Here is a 21,780-nt window from a genome sequence, read left to right on the forward strand (position 1 = left end):
TCCTATCCTGCATCCTGCTGCCTCGGTCCCGTCCCGCGGGCCAGCGCGAGAGCGGTGTTCACCAGTCCGATGTGGCTGAAGGCCTGCGGGAAGTTGCCCAGTTGCCGTCCTGCCACCGGGTCGTACTCCTCCGACAGCAGCCCCACGTCGTTGCGGAGCGTCAGCAGCCGCTCGAAGAGGGCCTCCGCCTCCTCGACACGGCCGATCAGCCGCAAGGAGTCGGCCAGCCAGAACGAGCAGACGATGAAGGTGCCCTCGTCGCCGGGCAGGCCGTCGACCGCGGGGCCCCCGGTGCTGTAACGGCGTACCAGACCGTCACGGCTGAGCTCCGCACGTACCGCGTCGACCGTGCCCGCGACCCGGGGATCGTCCGGAGGGAGAAAGCCGACCTGGGGGATGAGCAGTGTCGCGGCGTCAAGCTCCGTGGAGCCGTAGGACTGGGTGAACGTGTTGCGCTCCGGGTCGTATCCCTTCTCGCACACCTCGCGGTGCACCTCGTCGCGCATCCTGCGCCACCGCTCCACGTCTCCGCGGAGCTTCGGGTCGCTCTCCAGCGTGCGCACGGCCCGGTCGGCGGCCACCCAGGCCATCACCTTGGAGTGCACGAAGTGGCGGCGGGGTCCGCGCACCTCCCAGAGCCCCTCGTCCGGCTCGCGCCAGCGCGACTCGAGGAAGCCGAGGAGACTGAGCTGGAGGTTCCAGGCGTGCGCCTCGCCGGCCAGCCCTGCTGTCGCGGCGAGGTGCAGCGAGTCCATGACCTCGCCGTACACATCGAGCTGGAGCTGGTCGACAGCGCCGTTGCCGATCCGTACCGGTGCGGAGTCCTCATGGCCGCGCAGCCAGACCAGTTCGGCCTCGGGCAGTCTTCGCTCGCCCGCCAGTCCGTACATGATCTGCAGATCGCCCGGGTTGCCCGCCACCGCACGCAGCAGCCAGTCCCGCCAGGCCGCCGCTTCGTCCACATAGCCGCAGGCGAGCAGCGCACCCAGGGTCAGTGTGGAGTCGCGCAGCCAGCAGAACCGGTAGTCCCAGTTGCGCACGCCGCCGATCTCCTCGGGGAGCGAGGTGGTCGGTGCGGCAACGATTCCGCCGGTCGGCCGGTAGGTGAGCGCCTTGAGGGTGATCAGCGAACGGATCACGGCGTCGCGGTGGGGTCCTTCGTACTGGCAGCGTGCCGACCACTCGTGCCAGTCGGTCAGCGAGTTCTCCAGCGCCTCGTACGGATCGACGAGGTCGGGCCGCGGCTCGTGCGAGGGGTGCCAGGTCATCACGAACGCCACCTTCTCGCCCTCGGCGACCGTGAAGGTGGAACAGGTGGAGAAATGCTGACCCCAGGTCTTCACCTGCGGCTCGCTGCGCAGCCACACCGAGTCGGGGCCCGCCACTGCGACACGATGGCCGTTCGTGCGGCGCATCCACGGCACCACGGATCCGTAGTCGAACCGCAGCCGGAGCGTGCCGGCCATGGCCACCTCGCCCGAGACGCCCTCCACGATCCGCACGATGTCCGGAGCCGTGTCCCGCTGCGGCATGAAGTCGGTGACCTTGACCGTGCCGCTCGGGGTCTCCCAGACGGACTCCAGGACCAGGGAGTCCCCGACGTAGCCGCGCCGGGTGCAGTCGCCGCCCTCCGCCGGCCCGAGGATCCAGTGGCCGTTGTCGTCGTCCCCGAGCAGGGCGGCGAAGCAGGCTCCGGAGTCGAAGCGGGGCAGGCACAGCCAGTCTATGGAGCCGTCCTTGCCCACCAGGGCCGCTGTCTGCAGGTCGCCGATGAGGGCGTAGTCCTCGATGCGTTGCGTCACGCTCTGGCGTCTTCCCTTGAGCGGGCCGTGTTAAGCAGCCACGGGGGTGTGCTCCGGTACGGCCGCCGATGCCGATGCTGTCCGGTCGCGCTTCTCGCGGCGTACCAGCACCACCCATCCGACGGGCACTCCGGCGGTGAAGAGCCACCACTGCACGGCGTAGGCCATATGCGGGCCGATATCGCTGTGCTCCGGTGTCGGGATGAGTTCGGGGGTGTCGCCCTTCGGCTCGGGCGCGGTCTGCTCGATGTAGCCGCCGAGCACCGGCTTGCCCAGTGCCTTCGCCTGCTGGGCGCTGTTGATCAGCATCACCTGGTGGGGCGGCAGCCCGCTCACGTCCTTGATGCCGCTGTCCGCCGTCGTCTGATCGGCCATCAGCCGTCCGGTCACCGTCAGCCTGCCCCTCGGTGCTGCCGGGATTCTGGGCAGAGTGATCTGGCTGCCGTTGTCCGGGATCCAGCCGCGGTTGATCAGCACCCGCTTGCCGTTGTCCAGGACGAAGGGGGTCAGGACGTGGTAACCGACCGTGCCGTCCGCCGAGGTCCTGCGCCGCACGACGACCTGGTCGGCGGTGTCGAAGGTGCCGGTGGCGGTGACCTGACGCCAGTACTGGGAGTGCGGAACCGTGTGCCCGGGGGAGGTCAGCTCGTCGACCGGAACCGGCTTGGCCCTGAGGTTCTCGGCGATCAGCGCGTTCTGCGCGACCTTGTGCTCGTGGCGGTGCAGCTGCCAGAAGCCCAGCTTGATCATCGTCGGCATCAGGACGAGTGCGACAAGGGTGAGAATCACCCACTGCCGGGTCAACAGGAAGCGGTACACGCCTTTGACGGTACCTGGCATGAAATGGCCCCCGGACGGGGGGTCCTCCCGGGGGCGGGCCTTGAACGCGGACCCTGCGGCCTGTCAGACCTTGTCGACGATGCCCACCTTCCCCTCCGCGCGGGCGCAGTGGCCGCCGCAGAACCACTGCCCGTCGACCTCCACGCCCTGCCCGATCACCCGGACACGGCAGTGCTCGCAGATGGGCGCCATCCGGTGAATGGCGCAGGAGAAGCAGTCGAAGACATGCACAGCGCCCTGCGCGTGCACCTCGAAGGACATGCCGTAGTCGTTTCCGCATACCTCGCAACGTGCCATGCGCCACAGGGTGGAACCCGGGGACGGCGAGGGCGAGGGAGTGATGGGCGAGTCGTCCCTCAATCACCCGTCTGCGGGACCGGTACGACGTCCCGCAGCAACTGGGTGAACGCGGCCTCGTCGACGACCGGGGTACCGAAGGACTTGGCCTTCACGGTCTTGGAGGTCGCCGAGTCGGGGTCGTTGGTGACGAGCAGGCTGGTCAGCCGGGAGAGGCTGGTCGCCACATGCAGCCCGGCATCGGCGGCGCGGTCCTCCAGCAGTTCACGGTCCACCGATGTGTCACCCGAAAAGGCGACCCGCATGCCCTGGGCGAGCGGTTTGCCCGGCTCGTACCGTCCCGGGTTCGGGTAGGGGCAGGCCGGCCGTTTCCGGGACGGGCGCCAGCTGGTCTGGCGGTAGGAGGCCTGGTAGCCGACCCGAGGCGTCGCCGGTGCGTCCGACCACTCGGTGAGCGGCCGGCACTCCAGGAGCGGCAGCCGCACCCCGTCCCGGGCCGCGGCGTGCAGGCTCGGCCGGAACGCCTCGGCGAGCACCCGTGCGTCGTCCAGGGCGTGGTGGGCCCGCTGCTGTACGACGCCGAAGTGCGCGGCGAGCGACTCCAGTTTGTGGTTGGGCAGCGGCAGCGCCAGTTCCTTGGAGAGTGCGATGGTGCACAGCCGCTGACGGACCGGCGCGACGCGTTCGGCACGGGCGTACTCCCTGGCGATCATCTGCCAGTCGAAGATGGCGTTGTGCGCGACCAGCACCCGTCCGTCGAGCCGTGTGGCGAACTCCGCGGCCACCTCCGGGAAGAGCGGGGCGCCCTCGAGTACATCGCTGGTCAGACCGTGGATCCAGACGGGGCCGGGGTCCCGCTCGGGATTGACCAGTGTGTACCAGTGGTCCTCGACGTTCCCCCGGCCGTCCAGCCGGTACACGGCGGCGGAGATTATCCGGTCGTCACGGGCGAGCCCGGTGGTCTCCACGTCGACGACCGCGTACCCCTGCGGATACGCGGCCGGCCACACTGTCGCTGCTGTCTGAGGGTCGTCGAGCATGGTCACAGAGAATACGGGCCCGTGGTGACAACACCCGAACCACGGTGGAATTGGGCTCCGTCCGGGGCCCGGCCGGTGGGATCCTTCCCGAGTGAATGAAGAGCCGGCGCAGGACACGACGCAGAACGCGGCACAGGGGACAGAGCGCGGGACGGGCCATGACGAACCCCACCGGAACGGCCTCGGAGCACGCCTCAACTGGCTCCGGGCCGCGGTGCTCGGGGCCAATGACGGCATCGTCTCCACAGCAGGTCTGGTCGTCGGTGTCGCGGGCGCCACGGACTCGCGTTCCGCACTGCTCACCGCGGGGCTCGCAGGACTGCTGGCAGGATCGATGTCGATGGCGGCGGGCGAGTACGTCTCGGTGTCCACCCAGCGCGACTCGCAGAAGGCGGCGCTGGCCACCGAGAAGCGTGAGCTGCGCGACGAACCACAGGCCGAACTCGAGGAACTGGCAGGTCTGCTGGAGGAAAAGGGCCTCCGGCCCGACCTGGCGAGAGAGGCCGCCGAGCAGCTCACCGAGCGCGATGCGCTGCGCGCCCACGCCGAGGTGGAACTCGGTATCGACCCCGACGACCTGACCGATCCCTGGCATGCGGCGGGCGCCAGTTTCCTGGCCTTCACCGTCGGGGCCCTCCTGCCACTGCTGGCGATCGTGCTGCCGCCCGCTCCGGCCCGTCTCCATGTGACCGTCCTGTCCGTACTGGTGGCACTCGCGATGACCGGCTGGGGGAGTGCCCGCCTCGGTGCGGCCCCGGTCGCCGTCGCGGTGTGGCGGAACATGGCGGGCGGGGCGCTGGCAATGGCGGTCACCTACGCGGCGGGGGCACTCCTCGGCGCCGCGGGTGCCTGACGGCGGAGCGGACGTTGGCAGAAGTCACCAAAGGACGCTGACAGAAAGTCTCACATACTTGTGGGTAACAACATCTAGCGGTGGCCGACGGGACACCCCTACGGTGCTTGCATGCCGAACCTGCCCGATGTCGTGCTGTGGTCCATACCGGCCTTTGTCCTGCTCACCGTTGTGGAGGTGGTGAGCTACCGGTTCCATCCCGATGAGGATGCCGCCGGATACGAGACGAAGGACGCCGCGACCAGTATCGGGATGGGTCTCGGCAGCCTGGTCTTCGACTTCGCCTGGAAGATCCCGATCGTCGCGATCTACACCGCGGTCTACGAACTGACCCCGCTGCGCATCCCGGTCCTGTGGTGGACCGTGCCGCTCATGTTGCTCGGGCAGGACTTCTTCTACTACTGGTCCCACCGGGGCCACCACGTCATCCGGATCCTGTGGGCCTGCCACGTCGTGCACCACTCCAGCCGCAGGTTCAACCTCTCCACGGCGCTGCGCCAGCCGTGGACGTCACTGACCGTATGGCCCTTCTACGTGCCGATGATCGCCCTCGGCGTCCACCCCGCGGCGCTGGCCTTCTGCTCGTCGGCGAATCTCGTCTACCAGTTCTGGGTGCACACCGAGCGCATCGACAAGCTGCCGCGGCCTTTCGAGTTCCTGCTCAACACTCCCTCGCACCACCGGGTGCACCACGCCTCGCAGGGCGGATATCTGGACCGCAACTTCGGCGGCATCCTGATCGTGTGGGACCGGCTGTTCCGATCCTTCACGGTGGAGACCGTGCGACCGGTCTTCGGGTTGACCAAGAACATCGACACCTACAACCCGCTGCGTGTGGCGACCCACGAGTACGCCGCGATAGCCCGGGACGTACGCGCCGCCGGGAGCTGGCGGGAGCGTGCGGGACGGGTCTTCCGCGGGCCCGGGTGGCAGCCGGGCCCGCGGCCGGCCGGTGTACCCGCCGCCGCCCCGGAGACAGTGGCGGAGCACGTCGCGTGACCCTGCCGTACGGCCGGGAGCGGGCCGCGCGGTCCCTGCTGCTCGCCTTCGGGCTCGTGGCGCTGGCCGACCTCGCGGTCCTTCCGGCCGGCCCGCACATCGTCCATGTCGTCGCCAAGCCCCTGCTGATGCCCCTCCTGGCAGCCCATGTGTATGCCCGCGGTGGTCCCCGGCTGCTCATCGCCGCTCTGCTCTTCGGCTGGGGCGGCGACACCTTGCTTCTCCTCGACACGGACGCGGCCTTCCTCGCGGGAATGGCCTCCTTCGCGGCGGGACATGTCTGCTATCTGATGCTCTTCGGCCGCGGACGCACCCATCCGCTGCTCGGCGCCGGATACGGCATCGCGCTCGTCGCCACCGTGGCCGCCCTCTGGCCCGGCCTGCCCGCCGGGCTGCGCATCCCGGTCGTCTGCTACTCGCTGCTGCTCACGGCGATGGCGTACCGCGCGAGCAGGCTCGGGACCACAGCCGCCGTCGGCGGTGCGCTCTTCCTGATCTCGGACACCCTGATCGCCACCGGCGTCGCCCATCGTCCGCAGCTGCCCTGTCCCGGTCTCTGGGTCATGGGGACCTATCTGGCGGCCCAGTATCTGCTCGCTTCCGGGGCCCTGCGGTACGCGGCAGGGCAGTCCCCGGCGCCCGCGCTACGCGACGGCACGGTATCCGGCGTACGGTGACATTCGTTCATTCGTCCGATCAGCAAGGATCCACCCCATGCGTGCCACCGTCATCCACGCCCCTCATGACATCCGGGTCGAAGAGGTGCCGGATCCCGTGATCCAGCAGCCCACCGATGCGGTGGTGCGGGTGCTGCGCGCCTGCATCTGCGGCAGCGACCTGTGGGCCTACCGCGGCACGGCAGCGCGGGTGCCGGGTCAGCGCATCGGCCACGAGTTCCTCGGCATCGTCGAGGAGGCCGGTTCCGAAGTGAACGGCTTCGCGGTGGGTGACCTGGTCGTCGCCCCCTTCGTCTGGTCCGACGGAACCTGCGAGTACTGCGCGGACGGCCTGCACACCTCCTGCCCGCAGGGCGGCTTCTGGGGCTCGGTCGGCTCCGACGGCGGTCAGGGCGAGGCGGTGCGGGTGCCGTTCGCCGACGGCACACTCGTCGGGCTGCCGGCCGATGCGGCGTCCGACGACCGTCTCCTCACCGGACTGCTGGCGCTCTCCGACGTCCTGGGTACCGGCCACCACGCCGCTCTCGGCGCGGGTGTGCGCCCCGGGTCCACGGTCGCGGTGGTCGGGGACGGCGCCGTCGGACTCTGCGGTGTACTGGCCGCCAGGCGGCTCGGCGCCGAGCGCATCATCGCGCTGGGCCGCCATCAGGCCCGCACGGATATCGCGAAGACGTTCGGAGCCACCGATGTGGTCGCGGTCCGTGGCGAGGAGGCCATAGCGGCGGTACGCGAACTGACCGGTGGCCAGGGAGCGCACTCGGTGATCGAGGCCGTCGGCACCGAGCAGTCGATGCGCACAGCCGTCGCGATCACCCGCGACGGTGGCGCCGTCGGCTATGTCGGCGTCCCGCACGGCAGCGGCACCGGTCTCGACCTCAGTGACATGTTCGACCGCAACATCGCCTTGCGCGGCGGCGTCGCCCCGGTCCGTGCCTACATCCCCGAGCTGCTCCCCGACATCCTGAACGGATCGGTCGACCCGTCGCCCGTCTTCGATCGGGTCGTCGGTCTCGACGGGGTGCCCGAGGGCTACCGGGCGATGGACGAGCGCACCGCCCTCAAGGTGATCGTCAAGTAGGCGACGGGTCAGCCGGCCCAGACCGGGGCGTCGGAGCCCCAGGTTCCCGGCGGACGTGACCAGTTCGCCGGGCCGCCGTCGAAGCCGACGGGCGGCAGCGCATGGCGCAGCCGCCCCACCGGGCTCCCGGTCTCCGTCAGCCAGTCCCGCGGGTCGTAGCGGGGGGAGTCCAGCAGCCAGGCGGCCGTACCGGCCAGCGCCAGACCCGCCAGATGACCGCCGCCTTCGGTGAGGGCGCGCAGTACGGCGGCGGCGAGCAGATAGCCGGTCCCGTGGTCGAGCGCCTGGGCGGGAAGAACCCCCGGACCGTCCGGGCCGCCCTCGACGGAGGCGATCCCGGAGGCCACCTGGACCAGGCTGTCGAAGCCCCGCCGGCCTGCCCAGGGCCCGTACCGGCCCCAGGCCGACACCTCGGCGACGATCACACCAGGGCGCCGTGCCGCGAGATCCTGCGGACCGAGACCGAACCGTTCCAGTGCTCCGGGACGGTATCCGGTGACCACCACATCGGCGTCCGCGAGCAGGTGGTCGAACGTTCTCCGGCCCGAGCGGCCGGCGAGGTCGAGCACCGCGGACCGCTTCCCGAACCCGGTGTCACTGTGCGCGTCCTGACTTTCCGGCAGCTGAGGTGCGTCGATGCGCAGCACGTCGGCGCCGAGAAGCGCGAGCGTACGAGTGGCGACGGGCCCGGCGATGACCCGGGTCAGGTCGAGGACCCTCACCCCCGAGGCGGGCAGACCTGCGGAGGCCGGAGCCGGAAGCCGCCGGGGCCCGCCGCCGGTGCGCTCGAACGTCAGCAACGGGCGCGCGGCGACCGCGGCGCCCTGCGGGTGGGCCGCCCAGACCTCGGGGGTGCGCAGGGCGACGGCGAGCCCTCCTGCGGTGTACACCGTCTCCTCGGTCTCCTGCGCCGCACGGTCCGCCAGTGCACCGGCCACCGCGGCGGCACCCGCGTCCGCCGGCAGCCCCAGTGCGCCGAGCAACCGTTTTCTGTGGTGCGGGTAGTTGGCGTGGGTGCGCACCCAGCCGTCGGCCGCGCGCCAGAACCCGGAGAGCGGGGCGAAGGACACCGGTGCGCGCCCGTCCACCAGCAGATGGCGTTCACTGACGAAGGCGGTCGCCACCGCGCCGGCGTCGATCCGGACCCGGGGGAGCGGCCCTCCGGTGCGTGCCGCTGCGAGCTCCGCAGCGGCGAGCGAACACACCGCCACCGTGCCCCGGGCCAGGTCCATGACCGGCAGCCGGGCCGGCAGCAGCCCACAGGGCCCGGTGTGCGTGATGGACGCGAGCAGCGAAGGATCGCCGCCGAGTGCCTCCCAGGCCCGCTGCTCTGCCGGTGTTCCTGTGGGGGATACGGGTGTCATGCCGACACTGTGCCGCATGTCCCGGTGGGGCCGGACGACGGTTCCGCCCCCGGCCCCGCCGGTTCCCTACCTGGTCACCGCGTGCAGCGCGTCGACCAGGCCCGGCCCGTAGAACCCGTTGTGGACCCTGCCGCCCTTGCAGACCGCGTCCACGACGCCGTCACCGTCGATGTCGTACGGCACCGGGCAGGCGAGCCGGTCCGCTTCGGCGGCCAGCAGCGCCTTGACCACGCCGGGGGAGGCATGCGGGTGCCTGGACTTGATCAGGGCCGCGACACCCGCGACATGGGGCGATGCCATGGAGGTCCCCGCCATGTACGCCCAGCCTCCGCCCGGTACCGGTCCGAGGATCAGCCCGCTGGTGGCAGGAGCCTCCGGTGGCTGGTAGGCGGTGGAGTCGCCGCCCGGGGCCGCGATATCGACAATGCCGAGACCGTAGTTGGAGAACGAGGACTTCAGGTTCCTGGCACCCGTCGCGGCAACCGTCACCACCCCGGGCAACTGGGTGGGGATATCGAGGCACTTGGACGGATCGACCGTGCGGGTACCCGGCGCGCCGTCGTCGGGGCTCGACGAGTCGGTGATCGAGTGCGAGGTGAGGTCGTAGTTCTCGTTGCCCGCGGCCGCGACATTGACCGTCCCCCGGCGTTCCGCGTACCGCGAGGCCCGGGTGACCGCTTCGACCAGGGCCTTCTGGTCCGGGTCGTCCTTGCAGTTGAAGTACCACGGATCGGTGTAATAGCTGTTGTTGGTCACGTCGACGCCGTGGTCGGCGGCCCACATGAAGCCGCAGACGACGGCCTCGGTGTAGAAGAAGCCGGCCGTCGTGCCCACCTTGATGCCGGCCACCTTCACCCCGGGAGCGACGCCGGTGATCCCGATGCCGTTCTTCGCACCGGCGATCTCCCCCGCCACATGCGTACCGTGCGGGCTCTCCTCCGCGGTCGGACGCCAGGCGCCGTCCGTCGTGTCCGGCTTGCCCGCGACGCAGTTGACCGACGCGCGGCGGTCGAAGTTGGGTGCGATGTCCGGATGGGTGTCGTCGACCCCGGTGTCGATCACGGCGACGGTGACGGCCGGGCTGCCGAGGGTCTTGTGGTGCGCCTTGTCGGCCTTGATTGCCTTCAGATCCCACTGGAGCGGCTCGTACGGGTCCTCGCCGGGAGAAGCCTGTGCGGCCAGTGCCTTCTGCTGCTGGGCCGAGAGCTTCAGCGGGGTGCCCACATCCGTTGTGGACTGGGCCGGCAGCGGCGCGGTGCGGGTGGCGCCGGCCGAGTCCACCCCCCTGGCCCTGCGGACGGTTCTCGCGAAGTCCGGGTCGTCCGAATGCGCGACGATCACACCCACCTTGTCGTAGCTGATCACCACCGAACCGCCGGCCCGGGATATCGCGTGCCGGACCGATTCGAGCGTCCGGTGGTCCGTGCGGGTGTTGACGACGTACGAGAGATCGGGGCCGGCGGCCTGTGCCGGGGCGCCGGGCGGCTCCGCGGTGGCCGAACCCGGCAGGAAGCCGAGTGAGGCGAGAAGTGCCAGTCCGGCCGGCAGGGCCAGAGCCCGCCGCCGACCGGATGCCAGATGCGCCATGGGTTCTCCACATCATCGCGTCAACCGCCCCACCGGGGGTCGCAGTTGGGCGGGTACATGACGAGTGAAGGTAGCGCCGGACGTTCGGGGTCATCAATCGGTTCGCCGAGAACGGTCCGACGGGAACCGTGGAAAGGCCGGCGGGAATGCCGGGATGTTGAACCGATTCGCTGTGCGCCCCGTGCCGTTGTCGGGGACCTCCTGGTCCCACGACACATCCCCTGTCCCCGCGTCGTGAGGAGAATCCGTGGCCACCGGTGCACTGCAGCCCCCGGACGGGACGGGCACCAGCCCGGCGCCGTCCACGACAGAGAAGTTCATCGAGGTGCAGGAGAGTGCGGAGTTCGGTGAACTGCGCCGCGCCCACCGCTCCTTCGCCTTTCCGCTGACCGCGGGCTTCATCATCTGGTACCTGCTGTACGTCCTGCTCTCGAACTACGCGGGCGGCCTCATGGGTACCAAGGTCTTCGGCCACATCAACGTGGCCCTGGTGTTCGGCCTCGCCCAGTTCCTCACCACCTTCCTCATCGCCTGGCTCTACGCCCGGCATGCCGCGGCAACGCTGGACCCGAAGGGCGCCGCGATCAAGTCCCGCATGGAGGCCGACGTATGAGCTCCGCCGTCCAGCTCGCCGCGTCCGCCACATCGGAGCACCGGCCGCTGATCATCACCCTGTTCGCGGTGTTCGTGGTGGCGACACTGGTGATCACCGTCTGGGCAGGACGCCAGACCCGCAGCGCGTCGGACTTCTATGCGGGCGGCCGGCAGTTCTCCGCCTTCCAGAACGGTCTCGCCGTCTCAGGCGACTACATGTCCGCCGCCTCCTTCCTGGGGATCGCGGGAGCCATCGCCCTCTTCGGGTACGACGGCTTCCTCTACTCGATCGGCTTCCTGGTCGCGTGGCTGGTGGCCCTGCTGCTGGTCGCGGAGCCGCTGCGCAACTCCGGGCGCTACACGATGGGCGACGTGCTGGCGTACCGGATGCACCAGCGCCCCGTCCGTACCGCGGCGGGCACATCGACCATCGTCGTCTCGATCTTCTATCTGCTGGCCCAGATGGCGGGCGCCGGGGTCCTCGTCTCCCTGCTGCTCGGCATCACCAGCGACACGGGAAAGATCGCGATCGTGGCGCTGGTCGGCGTGCTGATGATCGTGTACGTCACCATCGGCGGGATGAAGGGCACCACCTGGGTGCAGATGGTCAAGGCGGTACTGCTGATCGCGGGCACCGTACTGATCACCTTCCTGATCCTGCTGAAGTACCACTTCAACATCTCCGACCTGCTCGGCACCGCCGCCACCAACAGCGGCAAGGGGAAGGCCTTCCTGGAGCCCGGGCTGAAGTACGGCGCGTCGGGGACCACCAAGCTGGACTTCATCTCGCTCGGCATCGCGCTGGTGCTCGGCACCGCGGGACTGCCGCACATCCTGATCCGCTTCTACACGGTCCCCACGGCGAAGGCGGCCCGTAAGTCGGTCAACTGGGCGATCGGAATCATCGGCGCCTTCTACCTGATGACGATCGTGCTCGGCTTCGGCGCCGCGGCACTGCTCAAGCCCGCCGACATCATCGCTTCCAACCCGGCGGGCAACACGGCGGCTCCGCTGGCCGCCCTGGAGATCGGCGGAGGCGGGGAGTCCACCGGGGGCTCGATCCTGCTCGCGGTGATCTCGGCCGTCGCCTTCGCCACCATCCTCGCGGTGGTCGCGGGGCTGACCCTGGCCTCGTCCTCGTCCTTCGCGCACGACATCTACGCCAACGTCATCCGCAAGGGCAAGGCCACCGAGAAGGAGGAGATGCGGGCGGCCCGCTGGGCGACCGTGGCGATCGGCGCCGTCGCCATCGTCCTCGGTGCCTTCGCCCGCGATCTGAACGTCGCGGGTCTGGTGGCGCTGGCCTTCGCCGTCGCGGCATCCGCCAACCTGCCGACGCTTCTGTACAGCCTCTTCTGGAAGCGGTTCACCACCCGTGGAGCCCTGTGGTCCATCTACGGCGGACTCGTCTCGTCCGTGGTCCTGGTGCTCTTCTCACCGGTCGTGTCCGGAAAGCCCACCTCCATGTTCAAGGGCGTCGACTTCCACTGGTTCCCGCTGGAGAACCCGGGTCTGATCTCGATTCCGCTGGGCTTCCTGCTCGGCTGGCTCGGCTCGCTGCTCTCCAAGGAGGAGCCCGACCGGGGCAAGTACGCAGAACTGGAGGTCAAGTCGCTCACCGGATTCGAAGCGCACTGACCGCCGCCGGCGGCAGCACCGGCCGGCGGCACCGACGGGGGCCGCGTCGTAGTAGGGATCTACGACGCGGCCCCCGCGTACCTCGTGGCAATCGGCCCTGTTGTTGTCACCGGCGTCGCGTAGGCTCGGTTGCATACAGTTTCCCAGTCAGGGAGGGGGCCCACACGGTGCTCATCGACACCTACGGCAGAGTGGCCACTGACCTGCGTGTTTCACTCACCGACCGCTGCAATCTCCGGTGCACGTACTGCATGCCGGAGGAAGGACTGCAGTGGCTGGCGAAGCCCGATCTGCTCACTGACGACGAGATCGTCCGGCTGATACGCATCGCGGTGACCGATCTCGGCATCACCGAAGTCCGTTTCACCGGGGGAGAGCCGCTGCTCAGGCCCGGCCTTGTCGGCATCGTGGAGCGCTGCGCGGCTCTGGAGCCGCGTCCCCGGATGTCGGTGACCACCAACGGCATCGGGCTCAAGCGCACCGCGCAGGCACTCGGGTCCGCAGGACTCGACCGGGTCAATGTCTCGCTCGACACCCTGCGGCCGGATGTCTTCAAGACGCTCACCCGCCGTGACCGGCACCAGGACGTGCTGGACGGTCTGGCCGCCGCCCGCGACGCCGGACTCACCCCGGTGAAGGTCAACACCGTACTGATGCCAGGACTGAACGAGGACGAGGCTCCGGAACTGCTCGCCTGGGCGGTGGAGAACGCCTACGAGCTGCGTTTCATCGAACAGATGCCGCTGGACGCCCAGCACGGCTGGAAGCGCGACAGCATGATCACAGCCGGTGACATCCTGGCGTCGCTTCGTACGCGGTTCACCCTGACCGAGGAGACCGCCGAGCGGCGCGGGTCGGCGCCTGCCGAGCGCTGGACGGTGGACGGCGGACCGCACCGGGTCGGTGTGATCGCGTCCGTCACGCGTCCGTTCTGTGCGGCCTGTGACCGCACCAGGATCACCGCGGACGGTCAGGTGCGGACCTGTCTGTTCGCGCGTGAGGAGTCGGATCTGCGCGGCGCCCTGCGCTCCGGCGCGCCCGACGAGGAGATCGCCAGGAGCTGGAAGCTGGCGATGTGGGGAAAGAAGGCCGGATCCGGTCTGGACGACCCGTCCTTCCTCCAGCCCGACCGGCCGATGTCAGCCATCGGCGGCTGAGTTCCGCTCCCATTCCGACAGCTCCACCACATCCTTCAGGAACCCACGGGCTCCGAGGAAGGCGGAGAGGTGCTCGCGGTGCTCGTCACAGGCGAGCCAGGTCTTCCGGCGCTCCGGGGTGTGCAGCTTGGGGTTGTTCCACGCCAGTACCCAGACGGCGTCGGTGCGGCAGCTCTTGGCGGAACAGACCGGGGCGGAACCGGCAGTGTCGGGGGAGTTCACAGCCCCAACCCTAGGCCAACGCATTGCCGAATCGAGACGTGCCCGTACCCCGGAAATGGCGACGCCGAGCAGCCACGGGGGGAGCTGCCCGGCGTCGGTCCGTCGCTCCGACGGGGGATGCGGAGCGCTTCCGAAGTATGTCACGGGCCACAGCGACTGCGGCACCGGAACTTCACGATTGATCTGAGCTTTTCTTGAGCTTTGGCGGGCCTTGTGGGATCAGCTCTGACCGGAGGCCCCGTGCTCACGCTCCGTGGCGGGCTCCTCCGGATCCGGGCCCTTCGCCGCGGCCGCCGGGGCCGGGCCGAGCGCCGGCCGGACCGGCGCGGGAATGAAGGTCGTGGGCAGTGGAGGGGTGTTCGCCCGGCCCGCGTTGGCGATCACCACGGCGACATACGGCAGCACCGCGCCGAGCACCAGGGTTGCTATCGCGACCGGCCGTTCCACATTCCAGAGGACCGCGGTCAGGATGACGGCGACGGTCCTGACAGCCATCGACACCACATAGCGCCGCTGTCGGCCGCGGATGTCCTCCGCCAGCCCCTGACGGGCTCCGGTGATCCGGAAGACCTCGGCGCTGTTCTGCTTCCGCACCACGTACCACCACCCGATTCCCGTGCCGGACGCTCCCCGGACCGGCCCACGTCCACGGTACGCCGCGGCCGCACCGCCGACGAGGCCGGGGCATGGCCGGCGGTGGTCGAAGCCCGGATGGCGCTGCCCGGAATGCGCGCCGCGCCGGGTGGGCCGAGACTGGGGCGCACATGTGTGTTCCGAAGCCGCAGGAGGCGGTATGAGTTGGTTGTGGGCCATTGTCGTGGGGCTGGTGCTCGGCGTGATCGCCCGGGCGATCATCCCGGGCAAGCAGCAGATCCCACTGTGGCTGACCGTGGTGTTCGGAATCCTGGGCAGCGTCCTGGGCAACTGGGCGGCTACCGGGCTCGGCGTCAACGACACGGGAGGCATCGACTGGATCAGGCATCTGCTCCAGCTGATCGGCGCCGTGATCGTCGTGGGTGTCGGTGATCAGGTCTGGGGTGCGATCAGGGGCAGGCGCAGCAAACAGACCAGCTGAAAGCGTGCGAAGGGGACGGCCGGTCAACCGGCCGTCCCCTTCTGTGTGCATCGGTGTCCGGTACCGGTGCACACAACGTTCGCCCCGTCACGAGGCGAGCGATGCGTCGTGCGCCCGCAGGAACTGCGGGAGCCCTCAGGCGCCCGTGACCTCGATCGCGGCAAGGTTCTTCTTGCCCCGGCGCAGCACCAGCCACCGCCCGTGCAGCAGGTCGTCCGCTGTCGGGACGGCGTCCTCGCCCACCACCTTGGCGTTGTTCACGTACGCGCCGCCCTCCTTGACGGCGCGACGTGCCGCGGACTTGCTCGGCACCAGCGCGACCTCGGCGAGCAGATCCACGACCGGGAGCAGGCCGCCGACCTTGGCGTGCGGCAGCTCGGAGAGCGCGGCGGCCAGCGTCGCCTCGTCGAGCTCCGTGAGATCGCCCTGGCCGAAGAGTGCCCTGGACGCGGCGACGACCGCCGCGCACTCATCGGCGCCGTGCACCAGCGTGGTCAGTTCCTCGGCCAGCGCGCGCTGGGCCGCTCGGGCCTGCGGGCGTTCCTCGGTGAGCTGCTCGAGCTCCTCGATCTCCGCGCGGCTCCGGAAACTGAAGATGCGCAGGAATTTCGAGACGTCCCGGTCGTCGGCGTTGAGCCAGAACTGGTAGAAGGCGTACGGCGTGGTGAGCTCCCGGTCCAGCCAGACCGTGCCGGACTCCGTCTTGCCGAACTTGGTGCCGTCGGCCTTGGTGATCAGCGGAGTGGCGAGCGCGTGCACCGCCGTCTCCGGCTCCACCCGGTGGATCAGATCGGAGCCGGCGGTCAGATTGCCCCACTGGTCGCTGCCACCGGTCTGCAGGGTGCAGCCGTAGCGCCGGTTCAGCTCCAGGAAGTCCATGCCCTGGAGGATCTGGTAGCTGAACTCCGTGTAACTGATGCCGGCGTCGGAGTTGAGCCGGCGCGAGACGGCCTCCTTGGCGATCATCTTGTTGACCCGGAAGTACTTGCCGATGTCGCGCAGGAAGTCGATGGCGGACAGGCCCGATGTCCAGTCCAGGTTGTTCACCATCGTCGCCGCGTACGGCCCGTCGAAGTCGAGGTAGCGCTCGATCTGCCCGCGCAGCCGCTCGACCCACAGCGCCACGACCTCCGGCGCGTTCAGGGTGCGCTCCGAGTTGGGCTTGGGGTCACCGATCAGCCCGGTGGCCCCGCCGACCAGACCCAGCGGGCGGTTCCCCGCCTGCTGGATCCGGCGCATCGTGAGGATCTGGACCAGATTGCCCAGGTGCAGGCTCGGGGCAGTCGGGTCGAAACCGCAATAGAACGTGACAGGACCGTCCGCGAACGCCTTGCGCAATGCGTCCTCGTCAGTGGAGAGGGCGATGAGCCCACGCCACTGGAGTTCGTCGACGATGTCCGTCACGGGTCTCGTGTCTCCTTCGGTGATGCCGGAAGTACGTTCCAGAGGTTATACGCCCCGGCTGACGGAACTCATATTGAAATCCGGGATGCGCAGGGCGGGCATCGCCGCCCGGGTGAAGTAGTCGCCCCACTCGCGCGGCAGGGTCTTCTCGGTACGGCCCGCCTCGGTGGCCCGCGACAACAGGTCCACCGGGGACTCGTTGAAACGGAAGTTGTTGACCTCCCCGACGACCTCGCCGTTCTCGACGAGGTAGACCCCGTCGCGGGTCAGACCGGTCAGCAGCAGAGTGGCCGGATCGACCTCACGGATGTACCAGAGGCAGGTCAGCAGCAGCCCGCGCTCCGTGGCGGCCACCATCTCGTCCAGCGAGCGGTCACCGCCGCCGTCCAGGATCAGATTGCTGATCGCGGGCGCCACCGGCAGGCCGGTCAGACCCGCGCTGTGCCGGGTCGTCACCAGATGCTCCAGCCGTCCCTCGCGGATCCAGTCCGTAGGCGACAGGGGAAGCCCGTTGTCGAAGACCGACGCGTCGTCCCCCGAAGCGTGGGCCAGGACGAAGGGCGCGGATTCCAGGCCCGGCTCGGCCGGGTCGCTGCGCAGTGTCAGGGGCAGCGGGGAGAGCCGGTCGCCGACCCGGGTGCCGCCGCCGGGACGGGAGAAGACCGTACGGCCCTCGGCCGCGTCCCGGGCTGCCGACGACCACAGCTGGTAGATCAGCAGATCGGCCACCGCGGTCGGCGGCAGCAGCGTCTCGTACCGTCCGGCCGGCAGCTCCACCCGGCGCTCGGCCCAGGCCAGCCGCTGAGCGAGCTCCGCGTCCAGCGCGGCCGGGTCGACGTCCCGGAAGTCCCTGGTGGTACGCCCGGCCCAGGCGGATCGCGACCGGTCGGGAGACTTGGCGTTGAGCTCGAGGGTGCCGTTCGGCTGGTCGTGCCGCAGTCGAAGGCCGGTGGACGTACCGAGGTAGCTGCAGGTCAGCTCATGGTTGGCGAAGCCGTAGAGCTCGCGCCCACCGGACTTGGCACGGGCGAAGGACTCACCGAGCGCGGGGGCGAAGGCGCCGAAGACCGCCGAGGTCGTCTCGGCGGGCGCTTCCGTGAAGCCGGTGGATCCGGGGACGCCGGAGACCAGCGGCTGGGCGTCCTCGGCGGGCGATCCGCCGCGGGCCGCCGCCTCGGCCGCACGGACCAGCGGCTCGAGGTCGTCGGCGGTCACGGCGGAGCGTGAGACCACCCCGGACGCGGTGCCCTCCTTGCCGCCGACCGTCGCGACGACCGTCAGGGTCCGGCCGCGGGTCACGCCGTTGGTCGTCAGGGCATTGCCCGCCCAGCGGAGGTTGGCGGTCGACTGCTCGTCGGCGATGACGACGCACCCGTCGGCGGTGGACAGCGCCAGGGCGCGCTCGACGATCTCGTGCGGTGGGGTGATGCGGCTCATCGGCCCGCCTCCTGCGTGGTGTTCAGGATGTTGACGCCCCGGAAGAGGGCGGAGGGACAGCCGTGCGAGACGGCTGCCACCTGGCCCGGCTGGGCCTTGCCGCAGTTGAAGGCCCCGCCCAGGACGTAGGTCTGCGGGCCGCCGACCTTCTCCATAGAGCCCCAGAAGTCGGTGGTCGTCGCCTGGTAGGCGACGTCCCGCAGCTGCCCGGTGAGCTGACCGTTCTCGATCCGGTAGAACCGCTGTCCGGTGAACTGGAAGTTGTGGCGCTGCATGTCGATCGACCACGACCGGTCGCCCACGACGTAGATGCCGCGCTCGACACTCCCGATCAGCCCCTCCGTGGACAGGCCGCCGGGATCCGGCCGGAGCGAGACGTTCGCCATCCGCTGCACCGGCACATGTCCCGGCGAGTCCGCGTACGCGCACCCGTTGGAGCGGCCGAGCCCCGTCAGTCTGGCGATCCGGCGGTCCAGTTGGTAGCCCACCAGCGTGCCGTCCTTGATGAGATCCCAGGACTGCGCGGCCACACCCTCGTCGTCGTACCCGATGGTGGCCAGGCCGTGCTCGGCCGTGCGGTCGCCCGTCACATTCATCACGGGGGAGCCGTAGGCGAGCTTCCCGAGCTGGTCGAAGGTGGCGAAGGACGTACCGGCGTACGCCGCCTCGTAACCCAGTGCCCGGTCCAGTTCGGTGGCGTGTCCGATCGACTCGTGGATCGTCAGCCAGAGATTGGACGGATCGACCACCAGGTCGTACGTCCCCGCCTCGACACTCGGCGCGCGCATCTTCTCCGCGAGCAGGGACGGGAGCAGTTCCAGCTCCGAGTCCCAGTCCCAGCCGGTGCCCCGGGTGTATTCCCAGCCCCGTCCGGCCGGCGGCGCGAGAGTGCGCATCGAGTCGAACTCGCCCGTGGTGGAGTCCACGGCGACAGCGGTGAGCTGCGGGTGCAGCCTGACCCGCTGCTGCGTGGTGACGGTGCCGGCGGTGTCCGCGTAGAACTTGTTCTCCAGCACGGTCATCAGCGACGCGTCCGCGTGTGCGACCCCGTCCGCCCGCAGAAGACGCGCCGACCAGTCGGCCAGCAGCGCCGTCTTCTCCTCGGCCGGTACGGAGAACGGGTCGATGTCGTACGCGGAGACCCAGGTCCGGTCCGCGTGCACCGGCTCGTCCGCCAGCTCGACCCTCTCGTCGGACCCCGCCGCCCTGATGATCCCGGCGGAGAGTTTCGCCATCGCGACCGCCTGCCCGGCCACCCGTGCCGCGGCGTCCATCGACAGATCGACGCCGGACGCGAACCCCCAACTGCCCCCGTGCACCACCCGTACCGCGTATCCGAGATCCGTTGTGTCCGACGAGCCGGCCGGCTTGGCGTCACGCAGCCGCCAGTTCGCGCTCCGGATCCGCTCGAGGCGGAAGTCGGCGTGATCGGCGCCCAGTGCGCGGGCGCGGGCGAGCGCCGCGTCGGCGAGGGCCCGCAGCGGGAGCGCCGTAAAGGCTGCGTCGATGGAATGTGGCACGGATGTCTCCTGTCGTCACGACCGGTCCGTCGCATCATGCCGTGCGGGAGGGCCGCCTGCCATGGTCTTTATGTAGGGACCCGACAGTGACCGCCGCAAGGCCCTGTCGGGGGCCGATTCTCCATAAAGGGAACGGGACCGATAGTTTGCGTGGGTACCAGACCGCTATCGAAAGGGTGATCCGTTGAGCCGCTCGGTTCTCGTCACCGGAGGAAACCGGGGCATCGGCCTCGCCATCGCCCGCGCCTTCGCAGACGCAGGCGACAAGGTCGCGATCACATATCGGTCCGGTGAGCCGCCGGAGGGCTTCCTCGCCGTCAGGTGCGACATCACCGAAACCGAGCAGGTGGAGCAGGCCTACAAGGAGATCGAGGAGAAGCACGGTCCGGTGGAGGTGCTGGTGGCCAACGCCGGTGTCACCAAGGACCAGTTGCTGATGCGGATGTCCGAGGAGGATTTCACCTCGGTCCTGGACACCAACCTCACCGGCACCTTCCGCGTCGTGAAGCGCGCCAACCGCGCCATGCTGCGCGCCAAGAAGGGCCGGGTCGTCCTCATCTCGTCGGTGGTCGGTCTGCTCGGCTCCGCGGGTCAGGCGAACTACGCCGCATCCAAGGCCGGTCTGGTCGGATTCGCCCGTTCCCTCGCCCGTGAACTGGGCTCCCGCAACATCACGTTCAATGTCGTCGCACCCGGTTTTGTCGACACCGACATGACCAAGGTGCTCACCGACGAGCAGCGCGCGGGCATCGTCTCGCAGGTTCCGCTCGGCCGGTACGCGAAGCCGGAGGAGATCGCCGCGACGGTGCGGTTCCTCGCCTCCGACGACGCGTCGTACATCACTGGAGCCGTCATCCCCGTTGACGGCGGATTGGGCATGGGTCACTGATCACATGAGCGGAATTCTCGACGGCAAGCGCATCCTCATCACGGGTGTGCTGATGGAGTCCTCCATCGCCTTCCACACCGCCAAGGTGGCCCAGGAGCAGGGCGCGGAAGTGATCCTGACCGCCTTCCCCCGGCCCACGCTCACCGAGCGCATCGCCAAGAAGCTGCCCAAGCCTGCCAAGGTCATCGAGCTCGACGTGACCAACACCGAGCACCTGGACCGCCTCGGCGGCCTGGTCCGTGAAGAGCTCGGCTCCCTCGACGGCGTCGTGCACTCCATCGGTTTCGCTCCGCAGGACGCCCTCGGCGGCAACTTCCTCAACACCCCGTTCGAGTCGGTCGCCACGGCGATGCACGTCTCGGCGTTCTCCCTGAAGTCGCTCGCGATGGCCTGCCTGCCGCTGATGAGCGGGGGCGGTTCGGTCGTCGGCCTCACCTTCGACGCCCAGTACGCCTGGCCGCAGTACGACTGGATGGGCCCAGCGAAGGCCGCCCTGGAGGCCACGTCCCGCTATCTCGCGCGTGACCTGGGCAAGGAGAACGTCCGCTGCAACCTGATCTCCGCCGGTCCGCTCGCCTCGATGGCCGCGAAGTCCATCCCGGGCTTCGGTGAGCTCGCGGACGTGTGGAACCACCGTTCCCCGCTGGCCTGGGACATGGCCGACCCGGAGCCGGCCGGCCGTGGGGTCGTCGCCCTGCTCTCGGACTTCTTCCCGAAGACCACGGGCGAGATCATCCACGTCGACGGCGGCGTGCACATGATGGGTGCCTGACCTCCTTCAGGCTTTCCGCCGCACTGCGACCGGGTGCCCGCGTCCTGGACGCGGGCACCCGGTCGCAGTGCGGTACCGGCGTATTCGCCGCAGACTGGCAGGACCGGAACATTGCCCGCTGGTGTGTGGGAGGAGGTACCGGTATGCGCCCGACCCCTCGCCGAGTCCCGTTTCTGCTGGCGGTCTCGCTCACAGTGGCCGCGATCGCCGTCCCTTCGAGCACCGAGGCATCGGCGTCCAGGAAACCCCCCGCCCCCTTCGGGTCCGGATGCCGCACCTCCGTGAAGGGTTCCGAAGTCGCGGTGTACTGCCACAACCCGTACGTCCCTGCCGACCGGGTGGCCCTGCACATCGAGTGCTCCCGCTGGTGGGACCTGGACGTGGACAGCGCCGCAGTCGAGGTGGACCCGGCGCAGACCGTCCGGCTGACCGGCCGCTGCTGGAAAGAGGTCAGGGCCGTCTGGGTGAGCCACCAGCGCGTGCGCTGAAACCCTGCGGTGCCGCCGGGAAGCAGTGGACTGTGGCCCCCGGAGAG

22 protein-coding genes are annotated in these 21,780 nt (G+C 69.6%); 11 read left to right on the forward strand and 11 right to left on the reverse strand.

The features are described from left to right. Positions 1–2: 2 nt before the first annotated feature. From OHS16_RS24980 to OHS16_RS24995, 4 genes are all read right to left on the reverse strand, one after another. Entirely contained in the window at positions 3–1,802 is a 1,800-nt protein-coding gene (locus tag OHS16_RS24980; protein WP_328539490.1) for a glycoside hydrolase family 15 protein, read from the reverse strand. Positions 1,803–1,832: 30 nt separating this feature from the next. Continuing rightward, positions 1,833–2,621: an SURF1 family cytochrome oxidase biogenesis protein gene (locus OHS16_RS24985; RefSeq protein WP_328539491.1), complete on the reverse strand. Its 789-nt coding sequence runs from the start codon at positions 2,619–2,621 to the stop codon at positions 1,833–1,835. Positions 2,622–2,705: 84 nt separating this feature from the next. After that, the gene (locus OHS16_RS24990) at positions 2,706–2,939 is read right to left on the reverse strand and encodes a hypothetical protein (RefSeq protein WP_328539492.1); all 234 of its coding nucleotides are present in this window, start codon (positions 2,937–2,939) and stop codon (positions 2,706–2,708) included. A gap of 59 nt (positions 2,940–2,998) precedes the next feature. After that, positions 2,999–3,985 carry a DEDDh family exonuclease gene (locus OHS16_RS24995; protein WP_328539493.1) on the reverse strand — a complete coding sequence of 329 codons (987 nt, stop codon included), beginning with the start codon at positions 3,983–3,985 and terminating at the stop codon, positions 2,999–3,001. Positions 3,986–4,070: 85 nt separating this feature from the next. On the opposite strand from OHS16_RS24995, the gene OHS16_RS25000 reads away from it, so the two are divergent. The 4 genes from OHS16_RS25000 to OHS16_RS25015 all read left to right on the forward strand — a co-directional run bounded on the left by OHS16_RS25000 (position 4,071) and on the right by OHS16_RS25015 (position 7,586). Continuing rightward, positions 4,071–4,832, forward strand: coding sequence for a VIT1/CCC1 transporter family protein (locus OHS16_RS25000; protein ID WP_443042693.1), 762 nt, complete (start codon positions 4,071–4,073; stop codon positions 4,830–4,832). 111 nt (positions 4,833–4,943) lie between these two features. Continuing rightward, positions 4,944–5,831, forward strand: coding sequence for a sterol desaturase family protein (locus OHS16_RS25005; protein ID WP_328539494.1), 888 nt, complete (start codon positions 4,944–4,946; stop codon positions 5,829–5,831). Then, the gene (locus OHS16_RS25010; RefSeq protein WP_443042694.1) at positions 5,828–6,508 is read left to right on the forward strand and encodes a lysoplasmalogenase; all 681 of its coding nucleotides are present in this window, start codon (positions 5,828–5,830) and stop codon (positions 6,506–6,508) included. The genes OHS16_RS25005 and OHS16_RS25010 overlap by 4 nt, the downstream gene beginning before the upstream one ends. Before the next feature lie 37 nt (positions 6,509–6,545). Beyond that, the gene (locus tag OHS16_RS25015) at positions 6,546–7,586 is read left to right on the forward strand and encodes a zinc-dependent alcohol dehydrogenase family protein (RefSeq protein ID WP_328539495.1); all 1,041 of its coding nucleotides are present in this window, start codon (positions 6,546–6,548) and stop codon (positions 7,584–7,586) included. An 8-nt stretch (positions 7,587–7,594) separates the two neighbouring features. On the opposite strand, the gene OHS16_RS25020 is transcribed toward OHS16_RS25015, so the two are convergent. After that, positions 7,595–8,950: a CoA transferase gene (locus tag OHS16_RS25020; RefSeq protein ID WP_328539496.1), complete on the reverse strand. Its 1,356-nt coding sequence runs from the start codon at positions 8,948–8,950 to the stop codon at positions 7,595–7,597. A gap of 66 nt (positions 8,951–9,016) precedes the next feature. Beyond that, positions 9,017–10,537 carry a S8 family peptidase gene (locus tag OHS16_RS25025; RefSeq protein WP_328539497.1) on the reverse strand — a complete coding sequence of 507 codons (1,521 nt, stop codon included), beginning with the start codon at positions 10,535–10,537 and terminating at the stop codon, positions 9,017–9,019. Between the two features lie 247 nt (positions 10,538–10,784). Here OHS16_RS25025 and OHS16_RS25030 point away from each other — a divergent pair, with 247 nt between their 5' ends. From OHS16_RS25030 to moaA, 3 genes are all read left to right on the forward strand, one after another. Further along, the gene (locus OHS16_RS25030) at positions 10,785–11,150 is read left to right on the forward strand and encodes a DUF485 domain-containing protein (RefSeq protein ID WP_328539498.1); all 366 of its coding nucleotides are present in this window, start codon (positions 10,785–10,787) and stop codon (positions 11,148–11,150) included. Further along, complete coding sequence (locus OHS16_RS25035; protein WP_328539499.1) at positions 11,147–12,769, forward strand: solute symporter family protein; 1,623 nt, start codon at positions 11,147–11,149, stop codon at positions 12,767–12,769. Before OHS16_RS25030 ends, OHS16_RS25035 begins: the two co-directional genes overlap by 4 nt. Before the next feature lie 167 nt (positions 12,770–12,936). Then, positions 12,937–13,926: a GTP 3',8-cyclase MoaA gene (moaA, locus tag OHS16_RS25040; protein WP_328539500.1), complete on the forward strand. Its 990-nt coding sequence runs from the start codon at positions 12,937–12,939 to the stop codon at positions 13,924–13,926. On the opposite strand, the gene OHS16_RS25045 is transcribed toward moaA, so the two are convergent. Beyond that, the gene (locus OHS16_RS25045; protein ID WP_328539501.1) at positions 13,909–14,148 is read right to left on the reverse strand and encodes a hypothetical protein; all 240 of its coding nucleotides are present in this window, start codon (positions 14,146–14,148) and stop codon (positions 13,909–13,911) included. The two genes, moaA and OHS16_RS25045, sit on opposite strands and share 18 nt — an antisense overlap. A gap of 219 nt (positions 14,149–14,367) precedes the next feature. Next, positions 14,368–14,742, reverse strand: coding sequence for a DUF3099 domain-containing protein (locus OHS16_RS25050; protein ID WP_328539502.1), 375 nt, complete (start codon positions 14,740–14,742; stop codon positions 14,368–14,370). A gap of 199 nt (positions 14,743–14,941) precedes the next feature. On the opposite strand from OHS16_RS25050, the gene OHS16_RS25055 reads away from it, so the two are divergent. Further along, positions 14,942–15,223 (forward strand): GlsB/YeaQ/YmgE family stress response membrane protein, encoded by a 282-nt coding sequence (locus tag OHS16_RS25055; protein ID WP_328539503.1) that lies wholly within the window; start codon positions 14,942–14,944, stop codon positions 15,221–15,223. A 135-nt stretch (positions 15,224–15,358) separates the two neighbouring features. Here OHS16_RS25055 and tyrS read toward each other — a convergent pair whose 3' ends face one another. From tyrS to OHS16_RS25070, 3 genes are read right to left on the reverse strand one after another with little or no spacing between them, the layout of a single operon-like run. After that, positions 15,359–16,627, reverse strand: coding sequence for a tyrosine--tRNA ligase (tyrS, locus tag OHS16_RS25060; RefSeq protein WP_328539504.1), 1,269 nt, complete (start codon positions 16,625–16,627; stop codon positions 15,359–15,361). 45 nt (positions 16,628–16,672) lie between these two features. Then, positions 16,673–18,064, reverse strand: a complete 1,392-nt coding sequence (locus OHS16_RS25065; RefSeq protein WP_328539505.1) for a TldD/PmbA family protein — start codon at positions 18,062–18,064, stop codon at positions 16,673–16,675. Beyond that, complete coding sequence (locus tag OHS16_RS25070; RefSeq protein WP_328539506.1) at positions 18,061–19,584, reverse strand: TldD/PmbA family protein; 1,524 nt, start codon at positions 19,582–19,584, stop codon at positions 18,061–18,063. Before OHS16_RS25070 ends, OHS16_RS25065 begins: the two co-directional genes overlap by 4 nt. A 184-nt stretch (positions 19,585–19,768) precedes the next feature. Between OHS16_RS25070 and fabG the strand changes: the two genes are divergently transcribed. The 3 genes from fabG to OHS16_RS25085 all read left to right on the forward strand — a co-directional run bounded on the left by fabG (position 19,769) and on the right by OHS16_RS25085 (position 21,733). Then, positions 19,769–20,473 (forward strand): 3-oxoacyl-[acyl-carrier-protein] reductase, encoded by a 705-nt coding sequence (gene fabG, locus OHS16_RS25075; protein ID WP_328539507.1) that lies wholly within the window; start codon positions 19,769–19,771, stop codon positions 20,471–20,473. A 4-nt stretch (positions 20,474–20,477) separates the two neighbouring features. Then, positions 20,478–21,245, forward strand: coding sequence for an enoyl-ACP reductase FabI (gene fabI, locus OHS16_RS25080; RefSeq protein WP_328539508.1), 768 nt, complete (start codon positions 20,478–20,480; stop codon positions 21,243–21,245). A gap of 143 nt (positions 21,246–21,388) precedes the next feature. Next, positions 21,389–21,733: a hypothetical protein gene (locus OHS16_RS25085; RefSeq protein ID WP_328539509.1), complete on the forward strand. Its 345-nt coding sequence runs from the start codon at positions 21,389–21,391 to the stop codon at positions 21,731–21,733. Positions 21,734–21,780: the final 47 nt, after the last annotated feature.

The organism is Streptomyces sp. NBC_00344, assembly GCF_036088315.1.
In the GTDB taxonomy this organism is placed as follows: Bacteria; Actinomycetota; Actinomycetes; order Streptomycetales; family Streptomycetaceae; genus Streptomyces.